Annotated in this window: 19 protein-coding genes and 1 pseudogene; 2 read left to right on the plus strand and 18 right to left on the minus strand. The window is 33.6% G+C overall.

Annotated elements, in window-relative coordinates; all coding sequences use genetic code 11:
• Window positions 1-54: 54 nt before the first annotated feature.
• Window positions 55-391: pseudogene (tnpA, locus tag ACEN4L_RS06785) on the plus strand (IS200/IS605 family transposase); the annotation flags it as partial.
• A 605-nt stretch (window positions 392-996) separates the two neighbouring features.
• Here tnpA and ACEN4L_RS06790 read toward each other — a convergent pair.
• The 15 genes from ACEN4L_RS06790 to ACEN4L_RS06860 all read right to left on the minus strand — a co-directional run bounded on the left by ACEN4L_RS06790 (window position 997) and on the right by ACEN4L_RS06860 (window position 17,138).
• Window positions 997-1,314, minus strand: a complete 318-nt coding sequence (locus ACEN4L_RS06790; RefSeq protein WP_071869189.1) for a hypothetical protein — start codon at window positions 1,312-1,314, stop codon at window positions 997-999.
• The gene (locus ACEN4L_RS06795) at window positions 1,302-3,458 is read right to left on the minus strand and encodes a hypothetical protein (RefSeq protein ID WP_128701592.1); all 2,157 of its coding nucleotides are present in this window, start codon (window positions 3,456-3,458) and stop codon (window positions 1,302-1,304) included. The genes ACEN4L_RS06790 and ACEN4L_RS06795 overlap by 13 nt, the downstream gene beginning before the upstream one ends.
• Window positions 3,459-4,286: 828 nt before the next feature.
• On the minus strand, window positions 4,287-5,312 hold the full coding sequence (locus ACEN4L_RS06800; protein WP_071869187.1) for a lysozyme family protein: 1,026 nt from the start codon (window positions 5,310-5,312) through the stop codon (window positions 4,287-4,289).
• Window positions 5,299-7,068, minus strand: a complete 1,770-nt coding sequence (locus ACEN4L_RS06805; protein WP_128701593.1) for a CD3337/EF1877 family mobilome membrane protein — start codon at window positions 7,066-7,068, stop codon at window positions 5,299-5,301. Before ACEN4L_RS06805 ends, ACEN4L_RS06800 begins: the two co-directional genes overlap by 14 nt.
• Before the next feature lie 12 nt (window positions 7,069-7,080).
• The gene (locus ACEN4L_RS06810) at window positions 7,081-9,603 is read right to left on the minus strand and encodes an ATP-binding protein (RefSeq protein ID WP_128701594.1); all 2,523 of its coding nucleotides are present in this window, start codon (window positions 9,601-9,603) and stop codon (window positions 7,081-7,083) included.
• 14 nt (window positions 9,604-9,617) lie between these two features.
• Window positions 9,618-10,307: a TcpE family conjugal transfer membrane protein gene (locus tag ACEN4L_RS06815; protein ID WP_071869184.1), complete on the minus strand. Its 690-nt coding sequence runs from the start codon at window positions 10,305-10,307 to the stop codon at window positions 9,618-9,620.
• A 2-nt stretch (window positions 10,308-10,309) separates the two neighbouring features.
• Complete coding sequence (locus ACEN4L_RS06820) at window positions 10,310-10,648, minus strand: TcpD family membrane protein (protein WP_071869183.1); 339 nt, start codon at window positions 10,646-10,648, stop codon at window positions 10,310-10,312.
• Window positions 10,649-11,668: a conjugal transfer protein gene (locus ACEN4L_RS06825; RefSeq protein WP_142968856.1), complete on the minus strand. Its 1,020-nt coding sequence runs from the start codon at window positions 11,666-11,668 to the stop codon at window positions 10,649-10,651. It lies immediately after the preceding gene.
• A 4-nt stretch (window positions 11,669-11,672) separates the two neighbouring features.
• On the minus strand, window positions 11,673-12,050 hold the full coding sequence (locus tag ACEN4L_RS06830) for a hypothetical protein (protein WP_142968857.1): 378 nt from the start codon (window positions 12,048-12,050) through the stop codon (window positions 11,673-11,675).
• Window positions 12,047-12,532: an antirestriction protein ArdA gene (locus tag ACEN4L_RS06835; protein WP_142968858.1), complete on the minus strand. Its 486-nt coding sequence runs from the start codon at window positions 12,530-12,532 to the stop codon at window positions 12,047-12,049. The genes ACEN4L_RS06830 and ACEN4L_RS06835 overlap by 4 nt, the downstream gene beginning before the upstream one ends.
• Window positions 12,533-12,544: 12 nt before the next feature.
• Window positions 12,545-13,846 (minus strand): replication initiation factor domain-containing protein, encoded by a 1,302-nt coding sequence (locus ACEN4L_RS06840; RefSeq protein WP_142968859.1) that lies wholly within the window; start codon window positions 13,844-13,846, stop codon window positions 12,545-12,547.
• 374 nt (window positions 13,847-14,220) lie between these two features.
• Window positions 14,221-15,657 carry an FtsK/SpoIIIE domain-containing protein gene (locus ACEN4L_RS06845; RefSeq protein WP_195640355.1) on the minus strand — a complete coding sequence of 479 codons (1,437 nt, stop codon included), beginning with the start codon at window positions 15,655-15,657 and terminating at the stop codon, window positions 14,221-14,223.
• A 20-nt stretch (window positions 15,658-15,677) separates the two neighbouring features.
• Window positions 15,678-16,076, minus strand: a complete 399-nt coding sequence (locus ACEN4L_RS06850) for a DUF961 family protein (RefSeq protein WP_195640354.1) — start codon at window positions 16,074-16,076, stop codon at window positions 15,678-15,680.
• Window positions 16,077-16,091: 15 nt separating this feature from the next.
• The gene (locus ACEN4L_RS06855; protein ID WP_195640357.1) at window positions 16,092-16,412 is read right to left on the minus strand and encodes a hypothetical protein; all 321 of its coding nucleotides are present in this window, start codon (window positions 16,410-16,412) and stop codon (window positions 16,092-16,094) included.
• A 57-nt stretch (window positions 16,413-16,469) separates the two neighbouring features.
• Entirely contained in the window at window positions 16,470-17,138 is a 669-nt protein-coding gene (locus ACEN4L_RS06860; protein ID WP_407123594.1) for a collagen binding domain-containing protein, read from the minus strand.
• A gap of 98 nt (window positions 17,139-17,236) precedes the next feature.
• Between ACEN4L_RS06860 and ACEN4L_RS06865 the strand changes: the two genes are divergently transcribed.
• A protein-coding gene (locus ACEN4L_RS06865) for an IS3 family transposase (RefSeq protein WP_113624675.1) occupies window positions 17,237-18,363 on the plus strand; the annotation gives its coding sequence in 2 pieces (ribosomal slippage) (window positions 17,237-17,465 and window positions 17,465-18,363; 1,128 coding nt in all).
• On the opposite strand, the gene ACEN4L_RS06870 is transcribed toward ACEN4L_RS06865, so the two are convergent.
• From ACEN4L_RS06870 to ACEN4L_RS06880, 3 genes are all read right to left on the minus strand, one after another.
• Window positions 18,324-18,656, minus strand: a complete 333-nt coding sequence (locus ACEN4L_RS06870) for a hypothetical protein (protein ID WP_407123595.1) — start codon at window positions 18,654-18,656, stop codon at window positions 18,324-18,326. The two genes, ACEN4L_RS06865 and ACEN4L_RS06870, sit on opposite strands and share 40 nt — an antisense overlap.
• Before the next feature lie 3 nt (window positions 18,657-18,659).
• Window positions 18,660-20,414: a SpaA isopeptide-forming pilin-related protein gene (locus ACEN4L_RS06875; protein ID WP_407123596.1), complete on the minus strand. Its 1,755-nt coding sequence runs from the start codon at window positions 20,412-20,414 to the stop codon at window positions 18,660-18,662.
• Window positions 20,415-20,624: 210 nt separating this feature from the next.
• Entirely contained in the window at window positions 20,625-22,607 is a 1,983-nt protein-coding gene (locus ACEN4L_RS06880) for an ATP-dependent DNA helicase (RefSeq protein ID WP_202252515.1), read from the minus strand.
• Window positions 22,608-23,368 lie beyond the last annotated feature (761 nt).

The raw sequence follows: 23,368 nt of genomic DNA on the forward strand, positions 1-23,368 counted from the left end.
TCGATATACTAGATAAAGGCTACCAACCATTATAAAATCGAAAGGAATTTTTTTATGTCAAATGACGATAAAAGTTTAGCACATACTCGATGGAATTGTAAGTATCATATTGTGTTTACACCAAAATACAGACGGAAAGTCATTATGGAAAGTTAAGACAAGATATTGGGAAAATATTGATAAAACTGTGTGAAATGAAAGAGGTAGAGATTATCGAAGCCCATGCAATGCCAGATCATATTCATATGTTAGTAAGAATCCCACCTAAACATAGTCTATCATGTTTTATGGGCTATTTAAAAGGGAGGAGTGCTGTAATTATCCATGAGCGTCATGTGAATCTGAAATATAATTATGGAATCGATTGTTTTGGACCAAAGGATATTATGTGAGTATAGCGATCCATTTAGCAAATAAAGACTAGAAAAAATAGAGAGATAGCGGTTGGCGGTCTCTTAAAAAAGCTACCTTGAACGGAGCAGCAAGTAGTGAGCCCTTCTAGGGCTATTAAAAAGCCAATTTTTTCTGTTGGATAGTAACCATTCATTTTAAAAATTTGTTAGGGTGACAGTAGAAATAATTACTTTCTATTTAAAATATTCTCAAGAATTGATGGAAACAATTGGAGGAAAGAGTTTTCAACAAGTTATATGGGTTGGTGGAGGGACACGTAATAAAGAATAACTACAGAACCAGGCAATATCTTGATACACCAATTGTATCATTAACCCGTAAGCAAAGTCTTTCTTTAGGAGCAGCAATGATTGTTTGAGTGAGACTGAATTAGCTTAAATAACTCAAGGATTGTATAGTCTTTTTGTAAAATTTTCTGAAAGAGTATATCAAAAAAGATGAATATTTTGGTGCATAATACTGTATATGATAAATATAAAAAAAGTATACGCTAATAGTCTTAACCTTTTCCATCAAAATAAAAGGCTTGCTACAAATTTATAGCAAGCTTCTTTTTTTACAAATGGGGAAAGAAATCAAAATTTATTTTTTCTTTAATTGGATAAACTCCTCAAAATTTTGTTCAGATTGAGATATCTCTGAATTTAATTGCATAATGATATCTTCAGCCACTTCATTAAATAGATCTTTTGTAGTATCAGATAGTTGGAATTGTAATAATTTTTCATATGTTAGTATATAGTCAAAAATTGCATTAAAAAAAGCTTGTAAGTCAGTTGTTTCTGTTTCTGATAGTATTATCCTTGGTAGTTCAGAACATTGTTCAAATGATAATGATATTTCTTTAGGATCAGCAGTGGTATTTCTATTGATGATTGTTTTAATAGTTAGTAATTCCATATATTTTTTCTCCTTAAAAACATAATCTCATTTCCCTCAAGGTGTTCAATTGCTAGAGGTTCCCATGATACAATCTCACTAGCATTTTTAAAATTTATTAATTGATTAGAATACATATTTCCAGTCATATAATATCCCTTTTGATCAGGGTATCTACAGTAAATACTTTGACTAGGTAATGTTGAAATTGCAATATTCGCATTATGTGTTGAGACTATTAAAGTTTTTCCGATATCTCTAAGTCTTTTTAGCGCAGGAATAACGTAACTGGCAATATATTTGTTACCAAGCCCCCGCTCCATCTCATCAAATAAATAACAATCATATTCTGTATTTTCTAGTATTGCTACAATAGAAAGAATAGATTTTTCACCTTCTGAAGGATTATAGGGTGTTGAAGAATTTTTTGTTTCTAATGTCATCCCTGGATAAGGTTTATGATCTGGATATTGTTTAGAAGGCTCAGGATAAACCCTGATAACTTGATTTACAAATTGTTCACCAGTATATTTTTCGTTGGATTTAAAATAATTATTTATACTAGTAAAAGAATCCGAAAGTGAGAAATTTCGTAATTTCTTCATTAGTTCTCTGTTTTGAACAATAGTACTTTTATTAAACGGAGAGTCTAAAAAAACTTCATCTGATAATACCATCACTTTAGTTGTTAAATATACTGTCCCTTTACCAGGCAAATAGCCTAATTTGTATTTTTCATCACTTTGTATACTATCTAACAGTTGGTTAATTTCTATGTTCCATTTATATCTTTCTAGACGTTTTGCTACTAAACTGGAAAATCCAATATTGTTAGGTTTAGATTTAGCGCCAGTTTTTTTATCTACGCTGCCCTTAATTGTCGTTAAAAAATCTGAAATACTAGAATTAACAAAACTGTTTTTAAAGTCTTTTTCAGATTCTGAATAAATATGCTGTTTTAAATTGATTAGTTCCGTTGAGAGACGGTCTTTGTCAGCATAGTCGCGTTTTTCTGACTTATTCAATTGTTCTACTTTATTGATTTTTGATAATTTTGAATTTAATTGTCTTTTGATTTCTGAAAATTCAACTCCAGATGAAGAGAAAGTGCTGGCAGTTTTTCTTAATAAGTTCTTATTTTTACCATTAGATTTTTTTTTGCTACATTCAATATATGTTTTAATAAAATTGGATATCTTTCGTTCTTTGTAATTCGATATTTTGTCAAATAGAATAGCAATATCTGCAGAAGTTTCTTCATCAATGATCGTACGCTCAATTTTATTGTTTAGAATGTCTGTATATTTTTCTTTGTATTCAGCCCCCTTATGAAAAATAAATTTTTTCCCGGATTCTTCGTAGTAAGGAATTAGTTCTTGCTCTATTAGTTTCGTTTTCCCCGAACCTTTTTCTCCAAAAATAATATTAATATCATTAAAAATTGAGATTTCTCCTCCATCAAAATAAATAGTTTCACTATGAGCATTGTCTAGTAAAGTTTTAATTAAAAGAGTTCCATCTTTAGCTAATTCTACAAATTTTTTAAATGTTTCGATTTTGAATTTTATTTCAGGTAAATTACTGGAAGAGTAAGTAGACCAGTCTTTAACGTCACTTCCAATTATAGCTAATTCTTTATGAGCATTAATAATTCCCATTGTTGCCAATTTTCCAGGTTCTAAAATTACGACGTAATCACTTAGTTTTTCTTCTAATCGACTTTTAAAACTAAAATCAATGGAGCGTTCTTTATCTTTATCTAGAAAATGGGGGATAACGATAATGTCATCTGAATTAAACTGCTTTACTCTATCAAAGAAGTCATTTTCTGATAAAGTAAACGTATCATAGTTTCTATTTGAATCATTGTCGAATGTTTTATAAAATGCTTCCTTGCATGATGGATCGCAAATCAAAACAATATGGCTTTGGTTCTTTTCACTTATTACATCAAGTTCTATTCCAGGGAAAATTACAAGTTCTTCATCTAACTTTTGTATTTTATCAAATTCGTGTAAGTCAAATTTATTATGGTTCGTAATGGCACACATACAAACCTCATTTTCATGCATTTTTTTAATAAAGTTTTCAGGAGAGATATTTCTTTTAGACCCATCTCCTTTTTTACATCTTTGAGTGTGTAGATGAAGGTCGATTTTTAACAAATTTATCACATCCTTAGTCAGTCAAATAAAGTAGATATTACAGTGAATAATTCTAAGCCTATCATGTGTACTTAATAACAAAGAAACCTATATTAAACAATACATAACAATTATAGTATAACATTTTTTATGTTACTTTGAACGTTTAAATGTGGTAGTATTTTAACAAGCAAATATAAATCCTTGCTTGTTAGATTGATTTTTCGGTTGGATAGTTTTTTTAGCAGTTAATAGACTGTAATCAAATGCTTAATACGTTGTTTTTGATTCTATTCAAAGCAAAATATAAAGATTTTTTCTGTATCTAGCATGGTGTTGAGTTTTGTAATATGCTCATTTAATTCAATATTAAAAATATTATTTTATATCATTATTTTCTTAGTGAGGTGAATTGTTTGAGTGATAGATCTTAGACAAACTCTGCAATTAATGTAGCTACTACATACTCTTTTTTTAGATAATTCTTAAAATTATTCAATTATTAATTCATAGGTTAAAACAGATTCTACATGCTCAAGATTTAATATATTTTAAGAAAAATCTTTATTCATCAAAATAAATTGTTGAAAGATAGTTGTATGTTAAAAAAGTACTATACAGATGATCTGAGATATACATTTTTTATTTTTGTAAGTAAAAGAAATGAATTGTGTCTAGGTCAAAAGTCTTAAATTTACTAAAATTTGGAAGGATCAGTTAAATAAAATGCAGTCAAATCAAAGTTTAAATTTCCTTAATTTGACTGTATTTTTAATTTTGATTGGTTTTGTCCCATGCTCTTCTTTTTTTGAAGATCGTATTTAAATCAGTAACATAGAATTTGATTGATTAAGGCGTCCCACATCCAATAATATAAGGACTGTCTTTTTCATAACTACGTTTAGCAATTTTGTCTCCTGAATTCCCTTCAATTGTGTAAACAACTTCATTTTCTACTTTCTCAACAATTCCTACATGGTCGCTAACAGAATCACCATCCCAGTCAAAAAAGATGATATTACCACTTTTAGGCAAATTTCCTTTCCCCAACCATTGATTTTTAGCTTTAAAATTTTCAATACCTGTTGGGCAATAAGCGAACCGTTCCATTTTAACCCCAGCTTTTTCAGCATTATAAGAAACAAAAATAGCGCACCATTCAACACGTCCATTGAAGCCGTACCAACGCCAATATTTTTCCCCACCATCATGAGGTCCTTCATCTAATTCTTTAAGTGCTGCTTTTACAATAGTTGAATTCCCTTGACTATTATTGTTGGAAGTAGAAGTGATGTATTGTTTAACAATTTGAGCATAAAACATATTGCCATACGCATAACGATAATCATATCCTAAGTTGACAGCTATAGGATTAGTGTAAGTGACTGTTTTTCCACCTGCTTGATTTTTTGAGAATTGAATCGCACGATCCAGAGAGTAGCTTTTACCTGAATGACTTAGAAAGCCACCGCCAAAATTATAGGCTTGTACAATATTTAAAACATCGTAATCACGATGCACTTTCCACATATCTGCAAAATATTTTACGCCAACCTCAATGGATTCGTTTGGATCTTGAATTGAATTTGGTGGCTTTCCTTGGCTTTCGGAACATTGCATAACATCAGGATATTTTTCTGAATTACCTCCAGTTTCTGCCATAATAATTCCTAATAAGTAAGGAACTGCTTCTGGAATTTCATTTTTGGTAGCTTCTTTTATCACCTTATCTTTCCAACGAAGCACTGCTTCTGGAAGATTTTGTCCTTCTTCGGAGGCTGTGTGTGTAGTAGAAGAACTACTGCCAGCAATGAGCATAAAAAAAATGAAAAAGAAGCCCAAAAAAAGCAATGGAAATAACTTACGCATTTTCATAGGCTTGTTCCTCACTAAATTCCGACGTAGTATAGGTTTCTTGTCTAAGATGACTGATTTCTTTTTCCAGTAGCTGGGCTTCTTGTTCTGTAACTAGAGAAGGGAGGTGTGGCTCTGTTTCTAATGAGTCGTCCTTTACATTGCTTGTTTCAATGACTGATTCAACAGGTGTTTCTGCTTCTTCTGTTAAAGTATTTGGACTCACCAAATGATCATCAACCTCTTCTGTAGGTAATACGGTTTCAGTGAGTAATGGATCTGTATTTGAGACAGAACCAGAAGTGTTCTCAACAGGATAGTTAAATGATTCTTCTGGGTCGTTTACATCAAAAGTATCGGTAGGGAGTGGTTCTTCCTTGGACTCCGTTGGTTGTTCATCAAAAGGCATTGCTGTTTGATGAAGAGAAGTTTCTTCCTCCCCAGCTTGCACTAATAAATTATCCTGTAGTTCATTTTGACGATAAGCGTGATCTAGCTCTATTCCTGATCGAAGATAATCATTTTCTGCGGTTTGTGTTTTATAGTCTTGTTCAGCATAGCGATTTTGCTGATCTTCTTTTTGTGCTCGTTGTTGTTGTCTTTCTTGAATGGTTTGTTTGGGATTGAAAGAAAAGTCTTTTAACTCTGCTTTACCTTTCGTCAATGAACGAACAATCTGACCTTTATTCTTCCAGATAAACAGCCCTAACAAAACTTTGACAAACAGTCCTACAATCATGGTGACAATGTTTGTGACAACAAAAAAAGTATCTAACAAATTTAAAATAGAGAACAAGAGACCAAAACCGAATCCAATCCCTATTTTTGAAGCAAACAGTGTTCCTAGTAACATGAAGCTATTTTTTAGCAGATGGTGCATGTTTGGAATCAAAGCTAAAAAAAGTAGTGAAGGAAAGAGAAAGAGGATGCCATAAATTAATAGCTGGATTAAAATATTTGCAACTCCGATAATTAGTACAGCCGTTCCAATCACGATTAGCATAATAAATGTATTTAATAAAACAGCAACTTTTTCGGTCATACGATCTGAGGTGAGATAAGAATTTTTTTTGGAGTCTTTTTTTATTTTATCAGCAATCTCATCGGTCTTTTTTTGGTCAAATGTTTCACCACTTTTAACAAGATAGGATTCAAATTGCTCTTTTGATACATCTGTTTTTCCAAAGTTGAGTAAAGCATAAGGTTTAATAACAAATTCATCAAAAATGAGATTTCGGATATTACTTGTTCCGTCTAGTTGTTGATTTGATCCAAGTAAATTTTCTGAGATATTGCCAGTGTTTTTCGTGAGACTGCCACTTGTTAAATCAACTAATTGTCCTTGTACATTTTGAGAGAGGGTATTCACTTCTTGAACTTTGTTGGCACCATCGACAAAAAAGGTCATACTGCCAACGTATATTAAGGTGAAAATACCAAAACGGATTAATGCCTTGCTGATTCCTTTTTCAAAAAAATCTTTCACTGAAATGACAATTACAAACGTAAAAAGGAGAATTCCTACAACACTGAATAACTTGTTGTAGATAGCACCAGTAGTGGAGAATAAATCAGGTAACACGCCTTCTAGTAAATTTAAACTAAAGAGTTTATCTATCACGTAATCTAATGCTAGAACAAGGTATTTGATTAATCCAAAGGCAATATTGAGCAACGCATTTAGCACACTTTGCAAATTTTCATTGATGCTAAACCAGCCGCCTTTTTCAAAAAAGGATTGGAAACTGTCAATATCAAATAAATCTTTTAGTAACATAGCAGCTCCTTTCTAAGCGCTAAAGGTTGTTTCCACATCTGCACTCGTATTTTTTTTGACCGTTTGTAGCATTTGATGGATTTCTTCATAAGGACAATAGACAAGCATTTTCCCAACACGACCACGTAAGTCTAAATAAAGACAATGGTATTTGGGTAAGTTTTTTAACCAGTCTATATTTTCACTGGTTATTTCTAATCCTAAATGGCGAAGAATCTCTTCACGTTCATCTTTGTCATCATAAGCAAAAATTCGTCCAAAATTTCCTGTGTCATCTTCTTCTGCTGTATCTTTAACAGATTGAGTGACGATGATAAGAGTATTATTGAAACTTCGACCAACTCTGCGCATGGACTTGATAATCGCACGTCCGTTTTTAGAAGAATTAAAAATCCAACTTTCATCAAATAGAACAACAGTGCTTTCTTCTCGATCACGTAAACCAAATAGTTCACAGAATTTTCCTATAGACATCATCAACATGACCGACTTTCTCTGTGTAGCACTGTAGTCACTGCTAAGTGTTTCTGCACGAGGCATTTCTAAACCTAAGACTTCTAGGACAGTGACTTTATTAGTGAGATTCAGTCCTTCATTTTCACCATAACTAAAGGCTAATTCTAAGATGGAACCCTGTACCGATTTCTTGATTAAGCTGGCTGTATCTCGAACCTCTTCCTGTGTACTTTCTAGCATGAAGTCAACTACATGAAGTAATCCTATCCGTTCGCCTTGATCTCTTCTTTTTAATACTGTTTCTATTCCTTCTAACATTGCCAATCTTGATTTTTTCTCTCTAGCACTAGTAAAATCATAAAGCTCTTCAAATAAATCTTGAGCCATATCTTTTGCAGCTACTCGATTAGGAATAAAGCAGAAGGGATCAAGAACACCCTTGTTACTGGTTTTATTTGGATCAAGTCGTACTTGGTGGAAATGCTGTTGAATGAAAGCGCAAGTGTCAGGATATTTTTCTTGATAAAGTGGATTATTGATAACCTCCATAATCCAATCAAAGAACTCAGATTTAGGGTCAACGTACAAACCTTTTCCATTCATTAAAACTGAAAGGAAGAAAATAAACTTTGCCAAGTAGGATTTCCCATTTCCAGTGGGCCCAGTGATGGCAATGTGCGGACTATTGGCTTTTTTATCGGTGATATCATTTTGGTTCCCAATAGCTGGATTAAAGAAAACAGGTTTTCGACTAGTTTTTGCAATTTCTTTTGGTGTTAGGTTTCGAGTATTTTTCAATTCCGAGACCATACCGATAGGAATCCCTACGTTATCACCAATCCGATTTTCAACACCCAATAACATTTCACTGATGCCTTCAACTGTAGTGTAATGAAGCCAATTTTTTTCTTGTCCCGGTTTGTTACCAGCTAAAAATTGATGGAAGAGAAAGACTTGATCGGCTAACCCTTTTACAATTTCTACATTTCGAGATTGGCATAAAGAAATGACGGTACGAATCCGACTGCGACATTCTTCTGGTGTTTGTCCAAAGACACCAAAAAGCCCCAGCCATTTAATGACAGGGACTCTTAAATCTATTTTATTATTTAGGTCGGTTAAAGCGTAACGATTAAAGCGGCTGGATTTCATTTCAGCATCGCCCATAGAGACTGTTTCTTTTGCGCTGTTTTTTAATCTTTTGGCTGCACGAGAAGACTTTCCTTTTAATCCTCTACCACCTTTTAAGGGTTCAAAATGCCCTTTGAGTCGAAACTCCACTGGAAAGGGGAGGCTTTGCACTACTTCTGCTACATGATTGAATGCCAAATTAGGGGCAAATTTATGAATAGGAAGCAGTGCAATGTAGCTAGATCCTTCGGGGCTTCTTAGCTTTAGTAAGCCTTGTTCTTCTGTAGGATCAAGAATGGTATCTGTTAATGAATAGTTGCTATTTTCCACAAAATCAAGATCAAAAGAAGTCTTCATTCCACGTACATAAGGATAACGGCAGGCTTGTAGCACCTCTTGTTCAGTAAGTCTACGCCCATTAATCGTTCCAACGAGTTGAAAGATTTCTGACTCTATTGAACGGTATCGTTTTAAAAAATCTTCATCAACAGTTAGGTGATAGTGGTTCAGGGATAATAGTTTTCCTGCGTAATAGTCAACGACTTCCATCGCTTTTCCTTTTATGGTTGTTGCAGAAGATAAGCTAGAAAGTTTAACCCCAATATAAAATTTTTCCGTTGTAAGGACTCGAAGTTGATTTTCTAATTCGGAAAGTGTTCGATCAACTAGATTATCGCCCATTGATTTTGCTTGTTCATCAAAATTTTCGGAGAAAGCTGCTAGTCGTTCGCTAAGATTATAAGAATGCGGATTTAGAAATAGTTCAAAGTCTTCAAAGCGGCGTAAGCTTTGCAAAAATTGATTCCATTTTTGTTTGTGTTTTTCTTGAATTTCTTTATTTTGACCAATAACATAGTCGCTAGGGCAAGTGAAGTATGCCCAAACTTCATTATCTGTAGTAAGCAATAAATTATGATAAACCTTATGAAATGGCTGCTTAAACTTCATTTTTTTCCACCTTCCTATAATAATCTAGTGATTCGCTTACGAATGGATTGCTTGATTAATGACTGATATTGTTCTTTTAATTTAGGGATTTTTGACATTGGAATAACCCCATCTGTAAATTGTCGAAAGAGTGTCTTTTTCATTAATAACACTTCGTCATCTGTTTCAAATAATTCATAGAAACCTTCTTCTTTAGCATTTAGTGATTCAAATTCATGGATTAGTTCTGGAACAACACTATCTTTTATTTCTTGCTTCAATTGGTCAATATCTAAGGTATTCATTTTTTCTTCTCCTTCTTTTTTTAGGAAAAGCTGTTCAATAGTGCAGCGGTCATAAATTACTTTTTCTTGTTTAAATGAGTGAAGTTGTTCATGATAGAGCAATTTATGCCCAAATACAAAGGTAAGAAGATAGACAAAATAATCTTTCAAAAAAATATCTGCTCGCTTTCCGTCTGGTTCAACTCGGTTAAATAGCTGTACTAAACCATAAGGGATAGCTAGAGAAACCATGACGACTAATTGATTTATCCCAAAAAGCATCAAGAGAGCACTAAACACAACCGCAAAACTGATTGTTGCGACAGTGAAGTCCTGTGCATAGACGACAAAAGGTAAGTGGACGTTTTTGGCGATTTCTCGAATCATATAGGGAGCATTGAAGGGTTCTCTATAGTCTAATATCTGCTTTTCTTTATTCATGACTATAATCCAAAGTAGCTTTTTAGATTAGAAAGTGAATTAAGAACACTTGTAGGATCTTTAATAACTGCGTAAATAATACCGCCAAAAAAGAGGATCGCAAAACCTTGAATCCATTTTGAATTCAGAAATTCTTTGATAACTAAATAGACAACAACAACTCCAAAAATTGGCGCAATCCAGTCGTTCAAGATATAATTACTAGCTTCTTTGGCATTAGCATCCGCATAGGCTACAGGAGATAGTGAGAAAAAGAATAAGAGGCTGCTGAATATGGTTGTTAATTTTACGGTCAATAGTTGTCTTTGGTGAGGTGATTGTGTGCTCTTCTTTTGTTTCATTTAAATTCCTCCTAAATAATGATGGATTGTTTCAATAAAGTATGTGTTCTCTCGCTGCTTCAACAACAAAGTCATAGTTTCTTTGTGTCCTATTTTTGTTTCGCCATCAATAACATCAAAGGTAACAAAAGCAAAAAGTTGTTTGTCTTTGAAGAAGGGATCAATTTGGCTGTTGCTTATCTGATAATTACCTGTTAGGATTTCTGGTTCTTTCATCATAAATGCCATATCTTCCAATGAAGCAGATACATATTTATCGAGGAATGACTGAATGAAACTGATAACCGCTTTTTCTTCTTTATTATCGACTTGTTGATACTGAGAAATATCTAGCATTTGTAATTGTCCATTTTGTGAAGTTAGTGAAGGTTCAATAGTAAAATAAGGATACGCAGTCACTTTAAAGGAGTGATTTTTTAATTGTGTAAAAGGGATGTTTAACAACACACGATTTTCAGTTTTCTCGTAATCAATATATTTTTCTTTGACAACTACTTCTTTATCACCTTCCTTTTTCTTTACATCTCGTTCTTTTGTAACTGGAGCAGTGATTTCATAGGAAATACGGTACTGAGCCACTAATTGTCCATTTTCATTGACTAGATCATAAAAATCAGAAGAGAGCAATTTTCGTTCAGTGCCTGTATTGTTTTCTTCTTCGAGTGTTATCGTAAAATAGGTCTCTTGGAGTGAAGTATGGCGTTTTTCAAATGACTGCTGTTCAGCAGGGATATTAATGTAAGCTGTGATAAAAGGTTGTAGAAACTGTTTGTATAATTCTGATGTAACAGGTGTGTTTGTATTTTTTGCTAATTTTTTCTGAATTGTTTCAGTTAAAGCAGCTTGTTCTTTACGAATCAGACCTTGCATTTGGGCCGATTTAATAAAGGCAAAGGGACCACTGCTGATTAAAAAAAGCGTTAGGATTAAAAAGAAGGTACGAGTCGCTCGGATACTAGTCGCTTTTTCTTCTTTTGGCAAAGCAGGGGCGTGATTCTTTTTCTCTTTGATAAATTTCATTGAATTACTCCTTTTCGATTATTAAAAAAGAGAACCCCTTTAATAAATAAAGGAGTTCCTTTGCAGAAAGCTGAGTACCATAAATTTTTAAACGACTAGGCTGAGAATTGAATAGGTAGGTGACTTTATAAAAATCATAGAAGTAACCTAGATAAACACCAGAATTGCTATAACGTTCTAAGCCTTCAATATAGAGACTGGTATGCTTTGAAAGAATTCGCTCAAAACAAACCTCTCTTTTAGGAATAAAAACCAAATTCTCTCGTTGAGTCATTTTTTTAACAGTCAAAAATTGTCGTGCTTGTCGTTCTGGTATTTCTCCCTCTAGACAAATGAAACCATAGCTGCCTTGAAGGATTTCTTTTAGCTTTTGCTGATTCATGACAATACCTCAATAATAGTATTGTCATTTGCTTGATAGAGGCGTCCATCTTGGCGTAAATCTTCACCAATTCCCTCATAGTCAACATTCCACTTGATTAAATCAGGAACACCAGATAAATAGCCAAGATCATCCACTAATTGTTCTGCATAATCTTTATAGGAGTAACAGTCAGAGTAGACTTGAATTTCATCAATTTGTTCAAATGCATCTAAGGTATCGTTGAAAAATCCGTATTCAACAAGCTCCCCTAAATAGTGGATTGCTGGGTGTCCAGTATGCTCATCCAGTTGTTCTGCAATTTCATTCATTTCATTAAAATTTTCATAGTGAGAAAGGGTAAATGGTGCCATGTAGTCTGTTATTAAATGTTCCTGTCCATCATCTAATTCAATTTTTTCTTTGACTTCTTCCCAAACAATCGGTAGTTCAAACCATCTCCCTTTATGAGTATGAAGATTTTCGATATATAATTCAATCATTTTTTTCACCTCTCAATTAAATAGAAATTGCGCTAACAGTTGCTCGACTTCTTCTTGTGTAACAGTTACAGAAGAGGAAGTAGTTGTTTGAGTTTCTTCTTGTATCAATAATCCTTTTATTGTCGTTGTAAGCTTAGCCAGCTCTTCTTGATCTTTTTCTTTTAGCTCTGCCTGCTGAATTCTAGACATTAACTCATTTTTGCCAAATGTTTGATCCATAATCCAAATTTTCTTTAGCGTAGGAGCAAGATAGTTTGAGAGCCAGCGTAACGCTTTATCATAATTTGGTTTTTCACCTTTCATGGTTAATCGTAATTCTTGCATACTTTCAATGACCATACGCCAATTTTGACTGTAATGAGTGCGCAGTCCATTTGAGTCGCAATCATATACTTTGATAGCAGTATCAATTAATTCTTTAACGATCCATTCAATTGTTTCTCCTGTAGAAAGTAAATACTCAACAAAGAGATAGGCTTTTTCGTCAGCTAAACGGATTTCATAACGATTTTTAATCCCATATTTTTGTCGAGCCATTTCAACAGATATCGCTTCTTTTTTTGCTAATTCGTAATCCTTTTGATAGAAATTTAAATAGAAAGGGGATTGTCTGGAACCAAAATAAAGAGAGAGTCCTTTATTAATTAGTTGCCCATTTTTAACCACAATGCCTCCAGTAAAATCAAAATTGCGAAAGGTAGTATCAACTAAGCCTTGTTCGACTTTTTCTTTCAGTTCAAATAAATCGTAATTGGGATAGAGAAGAGAAAGGTGTTCATCCAAAGCTAAATCAATTCGAGTAATCTTAGTATCAATCACTAAACCCTCACCAAAAACATCCGATTGATACAATCGCCAAAAGAATGTGGTCCATGTCTCTTCCTGTTCCTCAAGGATTAATTCAAATTCTCGACAACCTTGACCACGAAGTTCAATCATCACGCCCATATCTAGATTTTCTGGATTAGTGAAAACAAAAATATCACTAAAACAGTACGTTTCAGTGTAATGATTGAAACCATAGTTTTTATAAATAAAGGCATCTGAATTCATTCGAAGTATTTTTTCTATTACTTTGAAGGGAGAGTTGATTTTAAAGCGAATCCGAAGAAAATCAATTTTGGCTTCCATTGGTAAAATACCACCTTCCAAATGGAATGTTTTTCGTATCTTTTTGATGCATTCTTTTGTGACTGTACGTTTTCCCGTTTCAATCATAGAAAGATAAGACTTACTCCAATTGAGCTTGTCTGCAAATTGTTGTTGTGTTAAATTTAATCTTTTTCGTAAAATTCTAATTTCTTGGTTATTCATTGTTCACCTGCCTGTTGTTTACAAACTCAAATAAAGTTGTTTACATTTTTTATTAGAAAAAAATACTGATATAGTAAGGTGTTTTGGGAATAATTCGTTTGTTTTTTTTAAAAGTTACCCCCATGTTATTAAGCGGGGGTAACAGGTCAGAGCGAGCGATGCTCGCCCTGACCACGCACAGTCATAGGCAGGAAACCTGCCTACTCTTTTTCGTTTTACCGCCACACACTAAAGCGTATGGCTTTCACAAGGAAACCTTGTTCATAACGAAGCAGTTAGTATCAGCTCATTCCATCCGCTGAAGCAATGCAAAAAGGGCAACGAAAGACAAAACTTTTTCTTTCCCTTTTTTCACTGATATAGTGGGGTTTATCTCACTCTAATTTTTTCTGTGAAAGTCTAAAAGCCGAATGTGCTTCATTAATTTCCTCAGAAGTCATTTCCTGTAAAAGATCTTTTATATTTAAAGTTTGCATAGAACCAATTTGTTGGAGAGCTGCTAGGAAGTCATATTTTCTAGGAACAAGAGGGGCATAGAATTCACGAGGAACTCCTGAACCACTATCGCAGTAGCCTCTGCCTTTAATTCGTTTATTGATGAAAGCTTTTCCTTTTTGATCCGATCCAAAAGTCATATAATACCCTTGTTCTGATAGCTTTCCTAAGCTAATACGAAATAAAAGATTATCACGTACACCACCACCAAAGTTATCTGCATCGGGACGTTGGGTTGCTAATATTAGAAAAACACCTGCTTGTCGTGCTTTTAGAACAAGTTCTTTTACATAACCTAGAATTTTGTCTTGTTCTTTATAGGTTAACGTACCAAAAAAGGCGGCCCACTCATCAACGATAATAAAATAGGGAGGAATACCATAAAATGAAAAGTTTCTCCCAGTTGTATAGTTAGGGAGAGCCTTCATGTAAACATAACGCCGATTCATTTCTTCTACAGCATTTTTCAGACACTTAGTAATCCAACTGGTTCCGTAGAATACATGATTTTTAAATAAATGCAGACTTTCTAAATCTTTTAAATCTGCTTCTTTTGGATCACAAATATCTACCGTTCCAACTTGGATAAGCGCATGAATTAAAGTAAGGAGAAAGTAGGACTTGCCACCGCCTGTACCGCCAGTTACTAACATATGAGGCACTTCGGCATAGTCCCATACAACGCCATCCATGAGTTTGACTTGTCCATTTGTTACGATGCAATCTTCAATTCCAATCCTCTTACTGATAACATCAATCATCAATAAATAGGTAGTGAAACCCATTTCTTTTTGTTCCTCAATGAAGTCAGCAATATACATTTCTTCAAAAGTCTTAGCAATTTTTTGAAAGCGATCATGCCATTTCATTCCATCTGTGGGAACTGTCAAATAAAGAATTTCTCTAGTATTGCGGTAATAGACTTTTGGAAAAACCATTTTTTCAGTCGTACGTTCTTTTGATTTACGTTCCTTTTTCTCATACAATCCATTACTTTTCAAGAGACGAGCTAACATTTGCCGCTGGTAGACTCGATAGAAGAATCGACCTTTTAAAAAGGAAAATCTGCGAACCATGAACAGAAGAAACAAAGACAAGAAGAGTATTAAAAAAAGCCCTCCAATGGGAACTAAGAGGGCATACCAATCAATAATTTGTCGTTGTTGCATAGTCAGGATTAATGGATAGATAAAAAGGTAGCTATAGTAACCAGCAAATAATAGAAAAGGAAACCAAGCTAGTAGAAGGTAGGTGCGATAAATAGATAGATGCAGAGGGCGAATTCTAAGCCCACAGTATTGAAAGAATGTGTTCATAGTTAGTTGACTCCATTCAATTAGTTTTTAGAGTTTTGGTCTCCTTTGGCTTGCTTTATAATAACTGGTTCTACTTTTTTTAGTGATTCTGCTCGAATTTTGAAGGCTTGTTCTGACTGAATTGAATCATTATAGCCAGTATAAGAAGAAAGCCAAGCAAGTGCAGTTACTTCTCCTGTAAGCTCTACTTCATCATCATAAGAGAAAGGTGTAGTATCAACAGTTTCAGGGACAGTGATATCAAGTTGGTCATTTTTGGCTTCGGAATAGACAGTGATCCGTTGTTCACGAACAAAATCTGTTCGGTTGCCTTCTGTATCGGTTTCATAAATTTTTTGGCTATTCAAATAGAATAATTTCCCAAACGTTCTTTGTGTATCAAAGTCTTTTACAATATTGTCCTCAAATTTTAAACTCATAATTTTTCTCCTTTTCTAGTTCAGTATTAGCAGCTGTTTAGCAAAAATTTGTAATTCAAGTGAGCGACTTGCTGTTCCAATATTATTTCTTTTGGCACTAGGCACAAGTGTAACTTCACGCAGTTCTACTTCTTTACGACCTTCAAAACGTAGTGAGTTTCGTAAATTGGGAACGATGATTTCAAAGTCAGGATGAAGAGCAGAAGAGGCTGTGAAAATGCGACAAGGCACCCGTTTTCCTTCTACATAAATTTCTCGTTCTTCTTTAACCGTTGCTTTGATTTTACTTCCTAACTGGTTGTCCTTTAAGACAATGCTTATGACACGATTGGACATCTTTTTTCCTTCTTTCTTTTTTATTAAAAAAGGAGACATACAAATGCCTCCAGTTTTCTAGTTGTTTTTGTTGTGTTGTTTCTTCTTGTTGTAGAAGTAATAACCAGCAACACTAGCTAATAGTGCACTACCTAAAATGACCCCAGCGATAGAAATGCCCTCACCAGTTTGTGGCAAGTTTCCTATTACAGAGGTTTCTTTTTTACTTGGAATCACCTCGTTCGTCATGGTACATTTGACAATCTCACCATCTTCTAGTATTTCAAACTTAATCGGTGTTTCGTCTATTTGATAGCCTATAGGGGCTTCAAATTCTTGGAAATAATAGACTCCTCGTGGTAAGTTTTCAAAACTAAAATGACCTTGACTATCTGTTTTTCCTTCAATGATGATTTTTTTATCTTTATCAAGAATACGAACGCCTGTATTTAGAAGCTCTTTTCCATTTGATACGTCCGTTTTGGTTAGTTCAGCAATGCCTTTAACTAAATGATTTTTGATTTCTAGTAGCAGAAGTGGTTCTTGGTCTGCTTGAGGTTCCTCAGTTGTGGTGGTTTTATTAGTTAATGGTTTGTTTATATTTTCTTCTTGTTTCTCTTCATTCAGGATTTCGCCAAGTAAATTTCCTTTACTGTCATAGGCTTGAATTCCCTTTAAAGTGGAGACGATTTGATAGGTCTCAGAAGATAGAACATACTGTTCAGAGGCTGGTTGCTTTTCTTTCAAATAGAATGTTCCTACAGGGTGGTGTTAGTATTAAATCTTAGACAACTTTTCGTAGAGACAAAAATAAATTAAACTTAGCTACGAGAGGATGATTTTTTATGACCCGATATGAAGAAAATTTTAAACAGATGATTGTTGAACTGAATCAAACTGGACGTTCCGTTCGAGGGTTGGCGAAAGAATATGGCTTATCTGAAGCGACGATTTACAAATGGAAGAATTTATATTTGCCTAATCAGTCCACAGGACTGACTGGAAAAGAAGTGGCTGAACTAAAAAAAGAAAATGCTCGTTTGAAAGAGGAACTTGAAATCTTAAAAAAAGCCGCAGCCATATTCTCTCGGAAAACCTAAATTCGCTTATTCAGTTTATTGAAAAATGGTGTAAGGACTACACTGTTTCTTTGTTATGTCGGTTATTAGAAATCCCTAGAAGTGTCTACTATTTTTATAAAAACAAGCCATTGACAGCTACAGAAATCAGAAATAATACGTTGAAAGAGACTATTTCGACAGTTTTTTTTACGAATAAACAGCGCTATGGTGCCACTAAAATTCATCAAGTTTTATTAAAAGATGGCATTTCAGTATCTCTTAAACATGTCCAAAAGCTAATGAAGCAATTAAATTTAAGATCGATTGTAGTAAAAAAATTTAGACCTCAAAGGTTAAATAAAGCGATTATTTCAAAAGAGAACATATTAAATCAGGACTTTTCTACTAAAACTATTTGTGAGAAATGGGCGGCTGACATTACATACATTCCTACTAAGAAAAATGGCTGGTGTTACTTGTCTTCCATCATGGATCTACACACGAAAAAAATTATTAGTTATACATTTTCAAAAAGAATGACGGTGGATTGTGTCATTCAAACGTTGAATAAAGCAAAACTAAAGTATCACATTCCGGAAGGAATGATTCTACACACTGACTTGGGCAGTCAATATACAGCAACAGAAGTAGAAAAATGGCTTGAAACCAACAAAATAAGGCATTCCTATAGTAGAAAGGGAACACCTTATGATAACGCAGGAATCGAATCTTTCCACGCCTCATTGAAAAAGGAAGAAGTTTACACGACTAGCTACTCAAATTTTGAAGAAGCAAATCGTGCACTATTTAGCTATATTGAGGGATTTTATAACCGGAATCGACTTCATAGTTCGATTCACTATCTAACCCCTCAGGAGTTTGAAGATTTGGCAAAAGAAAAAATGACATAACCGTCTCTACTAAAATGTGTCCAAGATATTGACTCAAATCCAGGGATATCCATAAATATAGAAAGAGATTGTACATCTACAGTAACTGTTTGAATCACTTCTTTTTTTTCATTTTCTAGAGTGAAAATAGCGCCTTTTCCATTACCTGTAAAGGTAAAATCATAACCATTTTTTTCTTTTAGAGTGGCTTCTTCATTCACTTTTTTCAGTGAGAATTGATTGAAGTGAAGCTTATTTAAAAGTGGTGTAGACTCATCCTCTGAGTTTTCTTTGGGAGCATAAATATCAATCACTTTTTATGATTCGTGGTCTGCTGCTGTAAACTCAAATTCATGATGGCTAGTATCAATATCATGATTTTCACCAGCAGCTAATTCTTGAATATAATATTTCCCATCCATCAATTGTTGAGTAGGGAACGTAAGCTCACCATCTTTTACTGTTCCAAATCCTAGTAGAGAATCCACTGGGAGCATTGTTTTATCTGTCATTGTAAATTCTTGATTGGTGAATAGACCGAATATTTTGTCATTGGCTTTGATCTCTTCGATAACCGGTCTATTTTCTATCCACTCCTGAATCTGCTCTTCATTCTTATGAAGAGTGATCTTTAGTTGCTGGAAGTCGTTTTTTGCTTCAATAGATTGAGATACGAGTTCAACGTTTTGTCCCTCATAGGTAAATTCAAAAGGAAGCGGGGGTGTATTCATCAAGTAACCAGCAGGCGCAGCTGTTTCAATGGCTTCATATTTTCCTAGATATAGTTTTGGCATGTTAATTAGTTCACCATTTTTATCTGTTTGAACAGTGGCAACTATACTACCTTTTTTCGCATGAATATAATTGCCTACTTTAATATCTTCACGAGCTTTAATGGTGAAGGTAACATCAGCTAAACTAACATAGTCAAAATTGATTTCATGCAGCTGTCCATAATCTGAATCAGTAGTTGTCACATTGGAAGCTTTCTGTCCTGTTTTCTTTAGATGTAACAATCCTTGTTGGGCTTTGTTTCCAATTACCACTTCAATTGTTTTATTAGGCTCAATCGTGATTTCTTTAGATTCGCCTTTGTTTACAAACCCATTGTTGGCAGTCAGTTCGATGATTTTTACTTTCGTCCCAGCTTTTAAGTCATTCATTTGAGCTAAACCGTTAGTATCAGTGACAATCTCTTTGGACTGACCGTTATACTCAAATTTCATTTTTGTATTGGGAACAGGTTGTCCAGTATCTTTATCCACTTTTTTCAATTTAACATTGCCGTTTAAATTGACTTTGACATTTAACTGGAAGGAGCCTGCATTAGATAATTTGAAAGTAGCTACTTTTTGTTCATTGGGTTTGTTATAAACAAAGCTTGTTCCAACATCACCAGCATTAGCGATATTGTACTGTAAATTACCAGTCTCTTTGGATGAGCTGGTCGCAGTTAACTTCAATTGATTTCCTGTTTTATTTATTTTAAGATTAGCAGAATTACTAGCAAGATTTCCAAATTTGCTTAAAACACCGTTTGTATCGTCAAGTGTAATTGAGTCTCCAACATTCAAGGTCACAGTCTGATTATTGAATGAAGGTTTTGTATTGTGAGCATTCACTTTTGCTAGGATTTCATTTTTTCGATTTTGATAGTTGGGAAGGGTAGTGGATAGTAGCTGATCGCCAAATGATTCCCAAATCATATTCTGAGTAATCCCGTAGTTTTCACTTGTAGGATTCGTTTTATAGCCATAATAAGCGATCAGAGATAAACGGTCTTTTTCAGCAATTGTGAGTTCTGATGGATCAAAACCAGAACCACCGTTTAAAATGGTACCATGTTCAATACAAAAGGCAGGTTCGCCCTCCGCCTTAATCATGTGAACACCATCGTCTGTCCAGTGAAGACCAGCAGAGTTCGTTAAATACCAAGTAGAAACGTAATCGGCAATTCTTGTGTAATTGACGGTAGTAGCAAGAGCAGTGATGGGAGTAATAAAAAAACTAGCCGTGATTACTATCAATGCGAGATAGCTGGCTAGTTTGTGCTTTTTATATTTGGTTGTCATTGTTTCCTTTCTCCTTTAATTATTTTTGTTTTTAGGGTTAAGAGTGGGATTTCTGCTTGGTGGGGACAATGTTTTTGATTCAGATTCTTTTTATAATAAAGCCCTTATTTTTTAACAATACCTATGTGTGTAGCAAAAAAACGATTGAGGCTATTCTAAATTGAACAGCATAATCGTTAATGTGATTTTTTTGAAATTGGAATATCTTCTTTATAAAAATTTTTGAAATTCTTCTAATTCCTGAAAAGTATTGATTCTATTTTTTATCGGTAAAGAGTTGAAAATTAATTGTTGGTGTTTGTAATTGCTAGATCTCAACCTTGAATCTAAAATAGATAAAATACCTTGATCTGTCATCGATCTAATCAACCGCCCACTACCTTGTTTTAATTTTGTAATCATTTCGGGGATTAATATTTTGTCAGAATTGTTACCAGCCTCACTAATTTTGTATTCAATTACTGGATCAGGTACGGGAAAAGGAAGTCTAACAATAATGACACTGGTCAATAAATTGCCTTTCAAATCGATACCTTCCCAAAACACTCCAGTTCCTAAAATAACTCCTCCAGTTTGTTTGAACTGTTTTAATATCTCTTTTTGGCTCATTCCGTTACCATCTTCATAAATTGCACACGTTAAAGATTTTTTTAATGCAACTCCAACTTTTTTTAAGTCCTCTTTTGCAGTGAAAAGAACCAATGTTCCGCCAATATTTTGTTTAGTAATGGTTTGGATTATAGATGAAATTTCACTAAAATAGTAATCATTCCTAATTCTATAATTAGGAAGCTTTTCAGGAATGAATAGTCTACTTTTGTTGTAGTTAAATGGAGAGTTTCTAACTTCATCAACTTCACCTTCAAATCCAATATTTGTTATGATATATTCATAGGAATCACTATTTTGTTCTTTTACGGTTATAGTTGCGGATAAACCAATGGTAGGGTATTTTTTTCTAAAGATTAATTGATTTAATACTCTATCAATTCTCTTTGGGCAGTAGTTAACGGTTACTTTCCTTCCATTTTTCGTGATGGTACCCCACATTAAATTTATATCGTGTAGCTTTCCATATGTCTTAAAAAATGTAATCAATTCGTTCAATTGAACTTCTAAAAAATCATATAGATTTTCTAGGCTATCATTCATTTTGAAAGTAGCAGCAATGTTAAGATCTTCAATACATTGGTATATACTAGAACATATTTTCTCACATGTATCGGAGTCTCCTTTTTCAATAAATAGGCGATCGAGCGTTCCTTCATAGTCTAATTTTTTTGACTCTTCAATCAATTCTTTTGAAATACAATTAAAAGTTTCTCTTATTTGATTAAAACAATCTTTCGCATTTTTTATAGAGCTCTGACTATTGGATGTTTGGGAGATAAAGCTAAGATAGTCATTTAATGTTCTATTGATTGATGTATTATTTAGTTCTTTTGTTAGGGCGCTTCTCGTTTTTTCTTCAATATTGTGAACTTCATCTATTATTAAAAGGCAAGGTTCCTCATAAATAACGCCCCTGGAGGTATTTTTCAACTTAAATAAATGACTGATTAATAAATCTTGATTAACAATTATTACTTTCGGGATATAGGCTCCTGTAAATCCAATTCGTCTACATGGTTCTTTCAATTTATTTCTGGTTTGAAAAAAATAACACTCTGACTTGTATTTACATGAATTAAAAGTGCAGCCGTCTACACAAATATCATCCCACTCATCGATATTCAATTTTTTTGGATTTTGTTTATCCACACCAGACTCTACAGAATCAAGATAATGTGTGTATTTTTCATCTTTTGTAGTTTCAAAATGTTTCGCAATTCTTTGGATACAGGGGTAATTTCTTTGTCCCTTTCCAACTGTTTTGTCAATATCAATTTGGAGTATTTTTTTTGCTAAGTCAATATCTTGTGATAATTGCTCAGTCAATTGAATAGATGACGTAGCAACAATTAGTGGTTTACCAGATAACTTTGAAATTAATATACCTGGGATTAAATAAGATAAAGATTTTCCAATACCCACACCAGCTTCTATCAATAAGTTCTCTTGGTTACTGTATGAATCCGTAATGTTCAACATCATATCTTCTTGTGCTTCCCTACTTTCATAACCCAATGACGGAATGTTGTCGATAGTTTGAAAGATTGTTTTAGTAACGTAATCGGCTATTCTTTTTCTCAAATAGTTACCTCCCTCAAAAAATAATTACACCATCATTATATCACAATGAGAACTAAAGTTCGCGTTATGTTTACTGATACGAAAATGTGTTATGTTTTTTAAGAATAACATTGAGAATAATTTTAAATTAAAGTTGAGCTAGTACTTTCGTGATAAAGTATAGTTATATTATATATAGAAAATCTAAAATGATAGACATAAAAAATTGAACTATTAGGTGATTTTGAGTATTCATTCTAGCTCGCAATTTTCTTATTAAAAATCATCCAAAATATCCATATTTTTCTAGTTAAAATAGTTTAAAACTAAATCAAAACTAACTACAATTGACAAAAATTATTGGAGTTGTACAGCAGTCATTGAAAAATTATAATGCTGTTATACCAACGTTTAGAGCTTGTCAGAAGCTCTGAGAAAAGCTAACCTTCTGCTGGAAGGGTCAGTGGGATAACGAATTCTAAGAGCATTAACATAGTACAACATCAATTTTTTGAATATTTTTTACTGAAGCGAGCCAGACTAATTGCTCTTGCTAAATCAAAAGGTGATAAATTTTTAATAGGTGAAAGATGGAATTCACACTCATTTTTTTAGTAGGAGAATCAGGGAATGGCGATTAATTTTATCAGAGATAGAGGGTAAGACTTAAAAACCTGAAAATAATTAGTGTACAAATGCTATAGAGAATACTAATAAGTATTCACGTTGTATTTACTTTTTGCATTTGGTATTATATAAGCAAAGGAATAGAAAGGTGCTGA

Source organism: Desemzia sp. FAM 23988 (assembly GCF_045528365.1).
Lineage (GTDB): Bacteria > Bacillota > Bacilli > Lactobacillales > Carnobacteriaceae > Desemzia.

Excerpts from the sequence above, each read along its gene's own strand:
- ACEN4L_RS06800 (WP_071869187.1), bottom strand. The coding sequence starts at position 5,312 with ATGAAAATGCGTAAGTTATTTCCATTGCTTTTTTTGGGCTTCTTTTTC.
- ACEN4L_RS06840 (WP_142968859.1), bottom strand. The coding sequence starts at position 13,846 with ATGAATAACCAAGAAATTAGAATTTTACGAAAAAGATTAAATTTAACA.
- ACEN4L_RS06825 (WP_142968856.1), bottom strand. The coding sequence starts at position 11,668 with ATGAAATTTATCAAAGAGAAAAAGAATCACGCCCCTGCTTTGCCAAAA.
- ACEN4L_RS06835 (WP_142968858.1), bottom strand. The coding sequence starts at position 12,532 with ATGATTGAATTATATATCGAAAATCTTCATACTCATAAAGGGAGATGG.
- ACEN4L_RS06790 (WP_071869189.1), bottom strand. The coding sequence starts at position 1,314 with ATGGAATTACTAACTATTAAAACAATCATCAATAGAAATACCACTGCT.
- ACEN4L_RS06810 (WP_128701594.1), bottom strand. The coding sequence starts at position 9,603 with ATGAAGTTTAAGCAGCCATTTCATAAGGTTTATCATAATTTATTGCTT.
- ACEN4L_RS06850 (WP_195640354.1), bottom strand. The coding sequence starts at position 16,076 with ATGAGTTTAAAATTTGAGGACAATATTGTAAAAGACTTTGATACACAA.
- ACEN4L_RS06845 (WP_195640355.1), bottom strand. The coding sequence starts at position 15,657 with ATGAACACATTCTTTCAATACTGTGGGCTTAGAATTCGCCCTCTGCAT.
- ACEN4L_RS06815 (WP_071869184.1), bottom strand. The coding sequence starts at position 10,307 with ATGAATAAAGAAAAGCAGATATTAGACTATAGAGAACCCTTCAATGCT.
- ACEN4L_RS06855 (WP_195640357.1), bottom strand. The coding sequence starts at position 16,412 with ATGTCCAATCGTGTCATAAGCATTGTCTTAAAGGACAACCAGTTAGGA.
- ACEN4L_RS06820 (WP_071869183.1), bottom strand. The coding sequence starts at position 10,648 with ATGAAACAAAAGAAGAGCACACAATCACCTCACCAAAGACAACTATTG.
- ACEN4L_RS06830 (WP_142968857.1), bottom strand. The coding sequence starts at position 12,050 with ATGAATCAGCAAAAGCTAAAAGAAATCCTTCAAGGCAGCTATGGTTTC.
- ACEN4L_RS06805 (WP_128701593.1), bottom strand. The coding sequence starts at position 7,068 with ATGTTACTAAAAGATTTATTTGATATTGACAGTTTCCAATCCTTTTTT.
- ACEN4L_RS06875 (WP_407123596.1), bottom strand. The coding sequence starts at position 20,414 with ATGACAACCAAATATAAAAAGCACAAACTAGCCAGCTATCTCGCATTG.